A 12,565-nucleotide genomic window follows, 5' to 3' on the forward strand; every position below is an offset into this window, starting at 1 on the left:
AAAGGAGATTACATGAAAACCGGGATCGTTCTGGAGGGCGGGGCCCTCCGCACCATCTTCTCCAGCGGCGTCACCGACGCACTGCTCCGGGGCGGGGTGGATTTTGACTACCTCATCGGCGTGTCTGCCGGCATCGCCTATGGCGTGAGCTATCTGTCGGGCCAGTTTGGCCGCAACCTGGAGATCCTGACCAAATACGCCAACGACAAGCGCTATATGAGCAAGCGCAACCTGCTGCGGCCGGGGAACCACTGCTACTTCGGCCTGAAGTTCACCTATGACGACATCCCCAACCGCCTGGTACCCTTCGACTACGAGGCCTTTGCCCGCTGGCCGGGGACGGCGGAGGCGGTAGTCACCGACCTGGCCACCGGAAAGGCGGTGTACCGGGAGGTGCCTCGCCGGGACGGACAGTTCCTGCTGCTCCAGGCCACCTGCGCCATGCCCCTGCTCTTCCCCATCTACGATCTGGACGGGCTCAAATGCCTGGATGGCGGCGCGGCCGACGCCATCCCCTTCCGCCGTGCCTTTGAGCAGGGGTGCGACCGGGTGGTGGTGGTCCTCACCCGGGAGCGGAGCTACCGCCGCCAGCCGGAGAAGCTCCAGCCCCTCATCGACCTGCGCTACCGGAAGTATCCCCATTTCTGTGAGACCATGCGCCGCCGGGCCGACACCTACAATGCCGACCGGGAGGAACTCTTCCGCCTGGAGCGGGAGGGAAAGGCGCTGCTTCTGGCTCCGGAGGACACCCGGGGCTTCTCCCGCATTGAGCGGGACGTGGACAAGATCCGCGCCCTGTGGCAGTCGGGCTACGACCAGGCCACCGCCCGGATGGAGGAGATCAGGGCTTTCCTGTCGGAATGAGGGGAGCAGAGCGGGAAGAACTTTGGAAGATACAGCTATTGCAGGAAAATTCGAGCGGTGATTCATATTCTGGTAACATTCAGGTGATACAATATTATACAAACCATGATGCGGGACGGGCTTTGACCCAGCCCGCGTAAAACACCTGAAATGGAGGGATCACCCAAATGGCAACCAACCCGAATTACGGGGTCATGACGCCTGAACTGGAGGCGCTGGCTGCCCTGAGTCAGAAAAACAGCAGCATCGACCCGGCGGATTACAGCCGGTTCGACGTAAAACGCGGTCTGCGGGACGTGAACGGGAGAGGCGTGGTGGCCGGCCTTACCGAAGTATCTGATATCGTGGCCAAGAAGATCGTGGACGGACAGGAGGTCCCCTGCGACGGCAAGCTCTACTACCGGGGCATAGACGTGGAGGACCTGGTGAAGGGCGCGCTCCGGGAGAAGCGTTTCGGTTTTGAGGAGACCGCCTATCTGCTGATGATCGGCCACCTGCCCAACCGGCAGGAGCTGGAGCAGTTCCGCCAGCAGCTCTCCTACTACCGCTCCCTGCCCAACAATTTCGTGCGGGACGTGATTCTGAAGGCCCCCAGCCAGGACATCATGAACTCTCTGGCCCGCAGCGTGCTCAACCTGGCATCCTATGACGAGAATGCCGACGATATCTCCCTGCCCAACGTGATGCGCCAGTGCATGCAGCTGGTGGCGGTGTTCCCCATGCTGGCGGTGTACGGCTACCAGGCCTACAACTACAAGAGCGGCAGGAGCCTCTATATCCACGCGCCCCGGCCGGAACACTCCGCGGCGGAGAGCATCCTAGCCATGCTGCGGCCCGACTCGTCCTACTCCTACTGGGAGGCCCACGTGCTGGATATCTGCCTGATGCTCCACGCCGAGCACGGCGGCGGCAACAACTCCACCTTCACCACCCACGTGGTCACCTCCTCCGGTACGGACACGTACTCCTGCATGGCGGCGGCTCTGGCCTCCCTGAAGGGACCCCGCCACGGCGGCGCCAACATCAAGGTCATCCGCATGTTCGAGGATATGAAGCATAACGTCCGGGACTGGAGAGACGAGGACGAGGTCCGGGCCTATCTCCAGGCGCTGCTGGACAAGCGGGCGTTCGACCGCTCTGGCCTTATCTACGGCATGGGCCACGCGGTATACTCCCTGTCCGATCCCCGTGCAAACATCCTTCACGGCATGGTGGAGACCCTCTCCCGGGAGAAGGGCCGTACCGAGGAGTATGAGCTCTATACACTGGTGGAGCGGCTGGGCCCCGAGATCATCGCCGGGGAACGGAAGATGTACAAGGGTGTGTCGGCCAACGTGGACTTCTATTCCGGCTTCATCTATCACATGCTGGACCTGCCTCAGGAGCTATACACACCCATCTTCGCCATGGCCCGCATCGCGGGCTGGAGCGCCCACCGGATGGAGGAGCTCATCAACATGAGCAAGATCATCCGGCCCGCCTACCAGTATGTGGGCGGACATCAGCCCTACACCGCTCTGGAGGATCGGGAGTAAAACTACATCGCTCAGCGGCTTTCATCCGCGGACCCATAGGTCCGCGGATGTTTTTTTACCCGGAGGCCTCTCCCCATTGTGACCTTTTTTGTGGACGGAGCGCCGTATAATACCCTCAGTGCCGCTGAGCAGGGGGGATGCCGGATGACAGTGGTGTACATAGACGCGCTGTTCCTGCTTAATCTGGCGGTGAATTATCTGCTCCTGCTGTCGGCGGGCCGGCTGGCGGGGGAACGGCTTTACCGGGGGCGGCTGGCCCTGGGGGCAGCCCTGGGGGGAGCGTATGCCGCCGCTGTTTTCCTGCCCGGCGGGGCCTTCCTGCTCCAGCCCCTGTGCAAGCTGGGCGCGGCAGTGCTGATGCTGCTGTGCGCCTATGGAAAAAGCCGCCGCCTGCTGCGGGTGTCGCTGGTGTTCTTCGGAGTGTCCGCAGCCTTCGGCGGCGGTATTTTCGCCATCACACTGCTGGGAGGGCGGGGGCTGACCCTGAAAAACGGCGTCTTTTACTCGGGAATGGACCTGCGGCTCATCCTGCTGTCGGCGGCGGGGTGCTATGTGCTGCTCACGGCGGTGTTTGGCCGGGGCGCCCGGCACGGAGGCGGCGAGCTGCGCCCGGTGAGAGTGCGTCTGGGGGAGCGGCAGGCTGACCTTATCGCTCTGGTAGACACAGGGCACACACTTACAGACCCCATCACCGGCGCGCCGGTGCTGGTGGCCGAGGGAGAGCGGCTCTCGGTGCTCTTCCCGGAGGGGAAAGGGCCGGGGCCGGAGGACCTGCGGGACCCGGCGGCGGCGCTGGAGCGGCTGGGAGCTGCCCCGTCCCCTTACCGGTTCCGGCTGCTGCCCTACCGGGCGGTGGGGGTGGACTGCGGGTTTCTGCTGGCCCTGCGGGCCGACTCGGTGCGGGTGGGACGGGAGGAGCAGGGGGGCATGCTGGTGGCGCTGTCCCCCACGCCGGTATCGGACGGCGGCGGATACAGCGCCCTGATCGGGGCATGAAACGGGTCCGGCTCCGGCCGGGGAAAGGACAGGAGGACATGAAGCAAACACGCCTGGCGCTCACCATGGGGATACAGCGGCTCCTGGCCCGGCTGGGCCTGGCGCTGCCGGGTAAGATCATGTACATCGGGGGCAGCGGCGTGCTGCCCCCGCCTCTGCCCCGGGAGGAGGAGAGCGCCCTCATCGCCCGGCTGGAGGAGGGGGACGAGGGCGCCAAGGCCAGGCTCATCGAGCACAACCTGCGCCTGGTGGTCTATATCGCCCGCCGCTTTGAGAATACCGGCGTGGGGCTGGAGGATCTGATCTCCATCGGCACCATCGGGCTCATCAAGGCGGTGTCCACCTACAAGCCGGCCAAAAACATCAAGCTGGCCACCTACGCCTCCCGGTGCATCGAGAACGAGATCCTGATGCACCTGCGGAAGATCGCCGGGCAGAAGAGCGAGGTCTCCTTCGACGAGCCCCTCAACACCGACTGGGACGGCAACGAGCTGCTGCTCTCCGACATCCTGGGCACCGACAGCGACCTGGTGATGAAGCCCATCGAAGAGGACGTGGACCGGCAGCTCCTGTTTGACGCGCTGGAGCGCCTTTCCTCCCGGGAGCGGGAGATCATCACCCTCCGTTTCGGCCTGGACGGCCGGCCGGAACGGACCCAGAAGGAGGTGGCCGACCGTCTGGGTATCTCCCAGTCCTATATCTCCCGGCTGGAGAAGCGGATCATCTCCCGGCTCAAACGGGAGATCCTGCGCATGATCTGAATTCAAATGCGCCGCCCCGGTCAAGGGCCGGGAGCGGCGCGTTTCAGTTCACGGACAGGGCCAGATACTGAAAAAGAAACTGGTGGAGGGGATAGTAGAGATAAAAGAACCACTTCCATCCCCGCCGTCCGGGCAGGCCGCCGTAGTACCACAGAGGGAGGGCGGCCAGGACCATGGGGAACTGGAACGGGACCAGGAGCCCGGTACTGAAAAAGGGAAAGACGGGGGAGAGCAGACTCTCCAGCGCTGTCCCCAGGCCGGGGATGCAGGCGGCAAAAGAGAGGAAAAGGAGCAGCAGGATCTGGTGCTCCCGACGGGAGAGAAAGTACCAGCACACCCCCAGGACTACAAAGACGAAGGAGTACATCACGCCGGTGGGAGAGGGAAGGAGCGCCTGCCGCAGCTCCCCGCCCCAGGGCAGAGACAGGAGGGAGAGGACTGCCCACAGCCCGGCAGCCCACCCCAGGGCGGCGGCGTACCGGCCTGCGTGCCGGAGGGAGACGACCTGTTCCAGGACCAGAATGAGGAGCCCGGTATAGGAGAAGGCTGGGAGAATATTCACACCGGTATCCCGGATGAGCCCCCGGCGGTACAGCGCCAGGGCGGCCAGGCTGATGAGCGCGCCGGAGAGCCAAAGCCGCAGCAGATAGCGGCTCCGGCTGCGGGTGTGGCGCATCCCCTCCGTGACGAGAAAGAGAAAAAGAGGGGCGGCCATGCGCCCGGCGGTGCGGCACAGGGGGACAAGGGCCTCCGGGACCAGGCCGCAGGCCCCCAGATGGTCTGCGGTCATGGAGAGCAGGGCGATGACCTTGAGCTGGAAAGCATCCAGCACGGGGGAACGGTCCATGGGCGGGCCTCCTTCCGGGCAGAACTGGCGGAGAATTCCCCCGCGTCAGGCTCCATGGTAGCACAGGAAAGAGGGAACGCGCAAGGCCCCAAAGAGGAAAGAAAATTGCTTGCACTGGAAAAATGTGATATAATAAGACCGGAAAGAGGCGCGTCCAGGCGCGCCGGACCGGAATCAGGGAGGTGTCCTCATGAAGCATGTGATCATTGCCATCAGCCGCCAATACGGCTCAGGCGGACGGATCATCGCCCAGCGGCTCTCGGAGGAGTTGGGCATCCCATATTACGATAAGGAGCTTATCGAGAAAGTGGCAGAGCAGACCGGCCTGACGGAAAATTACATCCGGCAGGCAGAGTCCCGTCCCACAGGCAGCTTTATCTTTGACCTGTATAATATGACCCAGACCATGCCTTTGCCCGACCAGGTGTTCATTGCCCAGTGCAAGATCATCAAGGAGGCGGCGGAAAAGGGCCCCTGTGTGTTCGTGGGCCGCTGTGCCGACTATGTGCTGGATCAGTTCCCCAACTGCCTGCGGGTGTTCATCTCGGCCCCCATGGAGGAGCGGGTGCGCCGGGCCAGGGAGGTCTATCACGACGAGGCCGTTCACATGGAGAACCATGTCAGCCGGCAGGACCGGTACCGCGCCTCCTATTACAGCCATTTCTCAGGGAAAAAATGGGGCGATATGAACAATTACGACCTGTGCGTCAACAGCCGCATCGGCATCGACGGCGCCGTGGCCGTCATTAAGGCGGCAGCCTTGGGTCTGGCAGAGAAAAGCGAGTGAGCATTTGTCACAAGGGCGCTCCGGCGGGAGCGCCCTTTTTTTGCGCAACCGTCGAAAAGCGTGAGGAAAGGGGTTTTTACCCCCCGTTGACTTGCGCTGTCCCCCCGGTTAAGCTATACTAAACGCAGAAAATATAAAAAACACCGTGTGAAAGGACAGGTGAACAAAATGGAACAGGCAAAGGTACACGAACTGGCGGTCACTGCGGCCAGGGCGCGCCTGCTGGGTATGGAGATGGTCCACACCGCGGCCTCCGGCCACATCGGCGGCGCTCTGTCCGCCATGGATCTGCTGACGGTCCTCTATTTCCATGAGATGCGGGTGGATCCCGCCGCGCCCAAGAGCCCGGACCGGGACCGGTTCGTGCTCTCCAAGGGCCACTGTACTCCGGCGCTTTACGCCATCCTGGCCCTGCGGGGCTATTTCCCTGTGGAGGAGCTGAAGCTCTTCCGCTCCATCAACGGGCATATGTCCGGGCACCCCGATATGGTGAACGTCCCCGGCGTGGACATGTCCACCGGCTCCCTGGGCCAGGGCCTCTCCACCGCCGTGGGCATGGCCCTGGCCGGCAAGGTGGACGGCAGGGACTACCGGGTCTACTCCATCCTGGGCGACGGCGAGATCGCCGAGGGTCAGATCTGGGAGGCGGCCATGGCCGCGGCCAAGTACGGCCTGTCCAACCTGTGCGCCATCGTGGACGTCAACGGCCTGCAGATCGACGGCAAGACCTGCGATGTGATGCCCACCGAGCCCCTGGATCAGAAGTTCGCCGCCTTCAACTGGAACGTGCTGAAGGTGGACGGCCACGACTATGCCGCCATCGCCGGCGCCCTGGCCCAGGCCCGCGCCTGTACGGACAGGCCCACCGTCATCCTGGCCCGCACCGTAAAGGGCAAGGGCGTCTCCTTCATGGAGAACGACGCCGGCTGGCACGGCAAGGCCCCCAACGACGAGCAGTACGCCGTGGCCCGGGCCGAGCTGGAGGCCAAACTCAACGAACTGGAGGGGAAGTAAGATGGGAGAGAAGATCGCGACCCGCGGCGCCTTTGGCAAGGCCATCGTGGAGCTGGCGGAGCAGTATCCCGAGCTGGTGGTGCTGGACGCCGACCTGTCCGGCGCTACCATGACCAAGGAATTTTCCAAGACCTATCCCGACCGCTTTTTCAATATGGGCATTGCCGAGGCCAACATGGTGGGCGTGGCGGCCGGCCTTGCCACCTGCGGCAAGAAGCCCTTTGCCGCCACCTTCGCCATGTTCGCCGCCGGCCGCGCCTTTGAGCAGGTGCGCAACTCGGTGGCCTATCCCCACCTGAACGTGAAGGTGGTGGGCTCCCACGGCGGCCTGAGCGTGGGCGAGGACGGCGCTACCCACCAGTGCTGCGAGGATTTTGCCACCATGCGCTCCATCCCCGGTATGCTGGTGTGCTGCCCCTGCGACGGAAACGAGATGAAGCTGGCCGTCAAGGCCCTGCTGGACTACGACGGCCCCGCCTACCTGCGTCTGGGCCGCCTGGCGGTGGAGACCGTCACCGATGCCATCGAGGGCTACTCCTTTGAGCTGGGCAAGGGCTCGGTGCTGAGAGAGGGCAGCGACGTGACCATCGTCGCCGCCGGCATGATGGTGCAGATGGCCCTGAAGGCCGCCGATATCCTGGCGGAGGAGGGCGTCAGCGCCCGGGTCATCGATATGCACACCATCAAGCCCCTGGACGAGGAGCTGGTGCTCAAGGCCGCCCGGGAGACCGGCGCCATCGTCACCAGTGAGGAGCACAATATCATCGGCGGCCTGGGCGAGGCGGTGGCCGGCTACCTGTCCGGCGTGTGCCCCGTGCCCGTGGTGCGCCACGGCGTCAATGACGAGTTCGGCCGCTCCGGCAAGGCTCCCCTGGTGCTGGAACACTACGGCCTTACCCCCGAGGGCATCGCCGCCAAGGCCCGGGCCGCGCTGGCGCTGAAGAAATAAGATGTCCATCGCGCTGATTGCTGCCGATATGGACGGCACCCTGCTGGACCGGGACCATATGACCGTCCCCACCCGGAATCTGGACGCCCTGCGCCGGGCGTCGGAGCGGGGGGTGTCCATCGCCCTGGCCAGCGGACGGCCCTGGTGCTTCCTGCGGGACCTGGCGGAAAACATGGGCTGTGTGGATTACGTCTTGACCTGCAACGGCGCCTCGGTGCTGGAGGTCAAAACCGGCCGCTGGCTGGTGGAGAGCGGCATGGAGGAGCTGGTATGGCGGGCGGTGTTCGCTGTGCTGGCGGACTATGATCTGCCCTTCATGGCCTACTGCCAGGGAAAGAGCTATCTGGAGAAGCGGATGCTGCCTGCGGTGGCGGCCCGGCCCATTCTGTCGCCGGAGTTTCAGGAGGCGGCGGAGCGGGAGGTGATTGCGGTGGACCGCCTGGACGAGACCCTGTCCGGAAAACGGGTGGAGAAGGTGGATACCTTCTTTATCCCCGCCGCCGCGCGGAAGGAGATGCTGGAGCGCCTGCGGAAGGTGGGAGCGCTCTATCTGGCCTCCGGGCTGGAGGATAACATTGAGATCAGCGCCAGCGGCACCAATAAAGGAAGGGCCCTGGCCGCCCTGTGCGCCGCGCGGGGCATCGCTGCTGAGCAGGTGATGGCTTTTGGCGACGGAGAAAACGATGTGGAGATGCTCCGGTGGGCCGGCTGGTCCTTTGCCATGGAGAACGCTGCCGCCCCGGCGAAGGAGGCCGCCCGGTATCTGGCGCCCCCCAACCACCAGGCCGGCGTGGGCCGGATGGTGGAGCGGTATGTTCTGAAGTGAGCACCCGTCAGACAAATGATAAACAAATGAGAAAGCAGGAGCGCCGGATTTCCGGCGCTCCTGCTTTTTGATAAAATAAAAACCCCACGAACCGAGATCCGTGGGGGCCCCGCTCTGGCCGTGCGGACCCATTTAAAACCTGCACAAAAAGGCAGGTGGGTTGTCTCCATGCCGTTTCCTTGCTTCCAACTTCCGGCCTCAAAAGGGAGGCCGGGAGGCCTGCAATCCGCGGCATGAGGGCGACATCCCGTTTAAGAGATGTGGGTTTAAACAAGGCCCGTCACGCACCGAGCAGGAAAAATCATCTGCTTATGTTGTAATGGGAAACTCAGTCCTCGTCCTCGCTGAACAGGTCCTCCATGACCAGTTCATAGACGGCGTTGAGCTCCTCTTCATTATCCAGGGTAGCGAGCTGATCCTCGCCGTCTACCTGAACTACCTTCAGGATGACCAGACCGTCGTCCTCCGATTCCTCGGGCTCCTCCGTGTCCTCATCTCCCTCGGTCACGGTCAGGAAAGCCATGTAGACTGATCCATCGTATTCCACGGTGGTGCAGTACTCCAGCTCGAATTCGTTGCCCTCCTCGTCAGTCAGGGAGATGAATTCGCCGCCAAATTCTTCACTCATAATTTCACCGCTTTCCGCTGTACTGCGATCTCCGGCAGGGAGACCGGACAGGACCGCCGGGGGCGGTCTGATGCTGTACCTATTGTAACCCGTCGGGCAGAAAAAAGCAATACGGGGAAGTGCCAAATTTTTGGAAGAGCCAAAAAAAGGGAATAAAGGGGTAATATAGGGTGGACAAGTTGACGGGCTATGGTATAATATAAAAATACCATACAAACCATCGAAACAGATCGTGGAGGTCCCGGTCCGGTCATGGACACGGTGATCTGCCCGCTCAGGGGAGGCTATGGTTTGCAGACCGGCCTCCCGCCTATACGGAGGTGTCATTTTGGCAACAACAAATAAAAACGGAGCGCGCGGCGGAGGCGCGGGACGTGCAGCCGCCGGGTTTTTCAAAGTCCTGGGGACTCTGCTGCTCATCGGTGTGGTGACCGCGGCTTTCCTGGCCTGCTTCGGGGCGGTCTACATCAAGGAAGTGATCCTGCCTGACGCCCATGTGGAGGCGCAGGCCTATTCCACCGCGCTGGCCAGCACGATCTATTACACGGACAGGACCACCGGCGAGGCGGTGGAGCTCCAGTCTCTTTACGGCGCTGAGAACCGGGTGTGGATCCCCTACAGTGAGATCCCCAAAAACCTGATTAACGCCACGGTAGCTATCGAGGACAAGCGTTTCTGGGACCACCAGGGCGTGGACTGGATCCGTACCGGCAAAGCTGTTCTGAGCATGATGACCGGCGACGATATCCAGGGCGGCTCCACCCTGACCCAGCAGCTTTTGAAGAACATGACCCAGTACAAGGACGTGACGGTGAAGCGGAAGATCGTGGAGATCTTCCGGGCACTGGATTTTGAGAAGAACCACACCAAGGAAGAGATCCTGGAGCTCTATCTCAACTATATCTACCTGGGTCAGAAATGCTACGGCGTGTCCACCGCAGCGGAGAATTACTTCGGCAAGGACGTACGTGACCTGACCCTGGCCGAATGCGCCAGCCTGATCAGTATCACCAACAATCCATCTATTTACAATCCCTACATTGCCAAGGCGGAAAACCCAAACTGGGGCCGGGACAACAACGCCAAGCGGGCGCTGAACGTGCTCTATGCCATGAAAGACCAGGGAAAGATCACCCAGGGCGAGTATGACGAGGCCTGCAGCCAGATCAAAGCGGGACTGAACTTCACCAAGGGCGAGGATCAGTCCGGCACCGGAGATACCAATATCCTGAGCTGGTACTCCGAGCAGGTGGTGCGGGACGTCATCAGCGACCTGGTGGAGGAAAAGGGCTACTCCAATGAGGTGGCCAGCAACATGGTGTACAGCGGTGGTCTGAAGATCTACGCCTGCGTGGATCCCGGCGTGCAGGCGGTGGTGGATGAGGTCTATCTCAACCGGGACAACCTGCCTCAGACCTCCTCCACCGGCGAACAGCTGCAGTCGGCCATTGTGGTGCTGGATCACGACGGCAATGTGGTGGCCATGGCGGGCGCCATGGGGGAAAAGACAGCCAACAAGGTGCTGAATATGGCTACCATGACTACCCGGCAGCCCGGTTCCTCCATCAAGCCCCTGGCCGCCTATGCCCCGGCCATCGACATGGGGCTCATCACCCCCAATTCGGTCTTTGACGACACGCCGGTGATGGCCCTCAACGGCAGCGCCTGGCCCTCCAATTCCTATGCCTACTACTGGGGACGGGAGACTGTGTCCAAGGCGGTGGAGCAGTCGTCCAACACGGTGGCCGCCCGGGTGGTACAGCTGCTGGGCGTGGAGAAATCCTATGAATTTCTGGAGGAGAATTTCGGCATCAGCACCCTGGCCGGCGGGGATGACAAGGGTCTGTCCCAGCTGGCGCTGGGCGGCCTGCACAAGGGCGTCCGTGTCATCGATATGGCGGCGGCCTACTCGGCCTTCCCCCGCAACGGCGTGTATGTGGAGCCCCGGACCTACACCAAGGTCACCCGGGAGGAGGACGGCGAGGAGATCGTGATCCTGGACAACACCCAGGGAGAGCCCCGCTCCGCCGTCAAGGCCACCACTGCCTGGTATATCAACGATATGCTCAAGGATGTCATCAACAGCCCCAACGGCGTGGGCACCGGCCACGAGGCATACTTCGACGGCGCGGTGATCGCCGGCAAGACCGGTTCCACCAACGATTATAAAGACCGCTGGTTCGTGGGCTATTCCCAGTACTACACCGCCGCTGTGTGGACTGGCTATGCCGACCATCCCGAGCGGGTGGGTCCAGGCTCCAAGAACCCGGCGGCCCAGATGTGGAAGAAGGTCATGGAGCCCATCCACCAGGGGCTGGAAAAGAGGGACTTTGATCAGCCGGAGGAACTGCTCACCGTTCAGATCTGTCTGGACAGCGGCAAGCGGGCCAGCCCGGCCTGCATGCTGGACCCCAGAGGGAACCGGGTCCAGTCGGTGTACTTCTTCAAGGGAGATGCCCCCGCCGACTTCTGTGACCTGCATGAGACCCGGGAGGTCTGTACTGCGGCGGCAGCCGCCGGCGGCACGGAGGATGGGGGATCGGCCCAGAGCGGCAGCACCTACTATCTGGCCACCGAGTTCTGCCCCCGGGAAGGGAATGCGGCCGGTGTGGAGCCTACGGTGAAAGAGATCGCCCTGCTCAACCTCCAGCGGGAGCGGGTCAACGGCGCCCGGGTGGCCCGGGACGAGAACTACCTGTGGGAGAATGTGGAGGCCGCCGGTCCCTGCACGGTGCACACCGAGGAGCTCAAGCCCCCGGCGGAGTACGATCCCTCTATCTTCGATCCCGATGACCCCAGCACTTATCCGCCTGAGGGCCAGGAGGGGTATGAGAATTTTGATCCGCTGGACCCCCAGACCTGGCCCATCCCGCCGGTGCAGCCCACACCCGAGCCGGAGGGACCGGAGGACCCAGGTACCGTCCAGCCTACCCCCACGCCGTCTGAGCCTGAGCCAGGCGGCGAGGTGGCGCCTCCCGCCATATAGAACACAAACAGGCTCCCGGAGCATATGGCGCTCCGGGAGCCTGCTGCTGTTTTGAACGGAATTCATGCTGAAACCTGTTAAAAAGCTTTTATAGCGCGAAGCGCGTCAGGTTTTTATGAGACGCCGTGACGCAGGCATGTGCGGCGCCAGCGTGCGCAGTACGGGGGATTTCAAACAAAGCATTTTATTTGAAATCAGTATCAGGGGTTGACCACATGGATGGGGTTGCCCCGGAGAAAGGCGTCAAGGTTTTCCGCCGTCTGCCGCAGGAGCCGCGTCCGGGCCTCCCGGGCGGCCCCGGCCCGGTGGGGGGTGGGGGGTGAGTTGGGGGGGCCCGGGAGCGGTTCGCCGGCGCGGGGCGGCTCCCTTTAC

Annotated in this window: 11 protein-coding genes and 1 other RNA gene; 9 read left to right on the forward strand and 3 right to left on the reverse strand. The window is 62.9% G+C overall.

The features are described from left to right. Nucleotides 1-12 precede the first annotated feature (12 nt). From ACTNBZ_RS07495 to sigE, 4 genes are all read left to right on the forward strand, one after another. Entirely contained in the window at nucleotides 13-864 is an 852-nt protein-coding gene (locus tag ACTNBZ_RS07495; protein WP_441209046.1) for a patatin-like phospholipase family protein, read from the forward strand. A 167-nt stretch (nucleotides 865-1,031) separates the two neighbouring features. Continuing rightward, nucleotides 1,032-2,399 carry a citrate/2-methylcitrate synthase gene (locus tag ACTNBZ_RS07500; protein ID WP_441209047.1) on the forward strand — a complete coding sequence of 456 codons (1,368 nt, stop codon included), beginning with the start codon at nucleotides 1,032-1,034 and terminating at the stop codon, nucleotides 2,397-2,399. Between the two features lie 144 nt (nucleotides 2,400-2,543). Further along, the gene (locus ACTNBZ_RS07505) at nucleotides 2,544-3,395 is read left to right on the forward strand and encodes a sigma-E processing peptidase SpoIIGA (RefSeq protein WP_441209048.1); all 852 of its coding nucleotides are present in this window, start codon (nucleotides 2,544-2,546) and stop codon (nucleotides 3,393-3,395) included. A gap of 38 nt (nucleotides 3,396-3,433) precedes the next feature. Then, the gene (gene sigE, locus ACTNBZ_RS07510; protein ID WP_441209049.1) at nucleotides 3,434-4,156 is read left to right on the forward strand and encodes an RNA polymerase sporulation sigma factor SigE; all 723 of its coding nucleotides are present in this window, start codon (nucleotides 3,434-3,436) and stop codon (nucleotides 4,154-4,156) included. Between the two features lie 43 nt (nucleotides 4,157-4,199). Here sigE and ACTNBZ_RS07515 read toward each other — a convergent pair whose 3' ends face one another. Beyond that, a complete protein-coding gene (locus ACTNBZ_RS07515; RefSeq protein WP_441209050.1) occupies nucleotides 4,200-5,003 on the reverse strand; it encodes a TraX family protein in 804 nt (267 codons plus the stop codon). 190 nt (nucleotides 5,004-5,193) lie between these two features. Here ACTNBZ_RS07515 and ACTNBZ_RS07520 point away from each other — a divergent pair, with 190 nt between their 5' ends. The 4 genes from ACTNBZ_RS07520 to ACTNBZ_RS07535 all read left to right on the forward strand — a co-directional run bounded on the left by ACTNBZ_RS07520 (nucleotide 5,194) and on the right by ACTNBZ_RS07535 (nucleotide 8,579). Continuing rightward, nucleotides 5,194-5,790, forward strand: coding sequence for an AAA family ATPase (locus tag ACTNBZ_RS07520; RefSeq protein ID WP_441209051.1), 597 nt, complete (start codon nucleotides 5,194-5,196; stop codon nucleotides 5,788-5,790). 168 nt (nucleotides 5,791-5,958) lie between these two features. Continuing rightward, a complete protein-coding gene (locus ACTNBZ_RS07525) occupies nucleotides 5,959-6,804 on the forward strand; it encodes a transketolase (RefSeq protein ID WP_441209052.1) in 846 nt (281 codons plus the stop codon). Between the two features lies 1 nt (nucleotide 6,805). Further along, nucleotides 6,806-7,753, forward strand: a complete 948-nt coding sequence (locus tag ACTNBZ_RS07530) for a transketolase family protein (protein WP_441209053.1) — start codon at nucleotides 6,806-6,808, stop codon at nucleotides 7,751-7,753. A 1-nt stretch (nucleotide 7,754) separates the two neighbouring features. Next, entirely contained in the window at nucleotides 7,755-8,579 is an 825-nt protein-coding gene (locus tag ACTNBZ_RS07535; protein ID WP_441209054.1) for a Cof-type HAD-IIB family hydrolase, read from the forward strand. A gap of 102 nt (nucleotides 8,580-8,681) precedes the next feature. Here the strand turns inward: ACTNBZ_RS07535 and ssrS are convergent. Together ssrS and ACTNBZ_RS07545 are read right to left on the reverse strand one after the other, a co-directional pair. Then, a non-coding RNA gene (gene ssrS / locus ACTNBZ_RS07540) (6S RNA) lies at nucleotides 8,682-8,880 on the reverse strand. A 27-nt stretch (nucleotides 8,881-8,907) separates the two neighbouring features. Further along, a complete protein-coding gene (locus ACTNBZ_RS07545; protein WP_441209055.1) occupies nucleotides 8,908-9,207 on the reverse strand; it encodes a DUF1292 domain-containing protein in 300 nt (99 codons plus the stop codon). 328 nt (nucleotides 9,208-9,535) lie between these two features. On the opposite strand from ACTNBZ_RS07545, the gene ACTNBZ_RS07550 reads away from it, so the two are divergent. Next, a complete protein-coding gene (locus ACTNBZ_RS07550; protein WP_441209056.1) occupies nucleotides 9,536-12,193 on the forward strand; it encodes a transglycosylase domain-containing protein in 2,658 nt (885 codons plus the stop codon). Nucleotides 12,194-12,565 lie beyond the last annotated feature (372 nt).

The sequence above is a fragment of the Pseudoflavonifractor sp. HCP28S3_F10 genome (genome assembly GCF_052065415.1).
Lineage (GTDB): Bacteria > Bacillota > Clostridia > Oscillospirales > Oscillospiraceae > Pseudoflavonifractor_A.

Coding starts and splice junctions, on each gene's coding strand:
- ACTNBZ_RS07495 (WP_441209046.1), top strand. CDS start 13: ATGAAAACCGGGATCGTTCTGGAGGGCGGGGCCCTCCGCACCATCTTC.
- ACTNBZ_RS07500 (WP_441209047.1), top strand. CDS start 1,032: ATGGCAACCAACCCGAATTACGGGGTCATGACGCCTGAACTGGAGGCG.
- ACTNBZ_RS07505 (WP_441209048.1), top strand. CDS start 2,544: ATGACAGTGGTGTACATAGACGCGCTGTTCCTGCTTAATCTGGCGGTG.
- sigE (WP_441209049.1), top strand. CDS start 3,434: ATGAAGCAAACACGCCTGGCGCTCACCATGGGGATACAGCGGCTCCTG.
- ACTNBZ_RS07515 (WP_441209050.1), bottom strand. CDS start 5,003: ATGGACCGTTCCCCCGTGCTGGATGCTTTCCAGCTCAAGGTCATCGCC.
- ACTNBZ_RS07520 (WP_441209051.1), top strand. CDS start 5,194: ATGAAGCATGTGATCATTGCCATCAGCCGCCAATACGGCTCAGGCGGA.
- ACTNBZ_RS07525 (WP_441209052.1), top strand. CDS start 5,959: ATGGAACAGGCAAAGGTACACGAACTGGCGGTCACTGCGGCCAGGGCG.
- ACTNBZ_RS07530 (WP_441209053.1), top strand. CDS start 6,806: ATGGGAGAGAAGATCGCGACCCGCGGCGCCTTTGGCAAGGCCATCGTG.
- ACTNBZ_RS07535 (WP_441209054.1), top strand. CDS start 7,755: ATGTCCATCGCGCTGATTGCTGCCGATATGGACGGCACCCTGCTGGAC.
- ACTNBZ_RS07545 (WP_441209055.1), bottom strand. CDS start 9,207: ATGAGTGAAGAATTTGGCGGCGAATTCATCTCCCTGACTGACGAGGAG.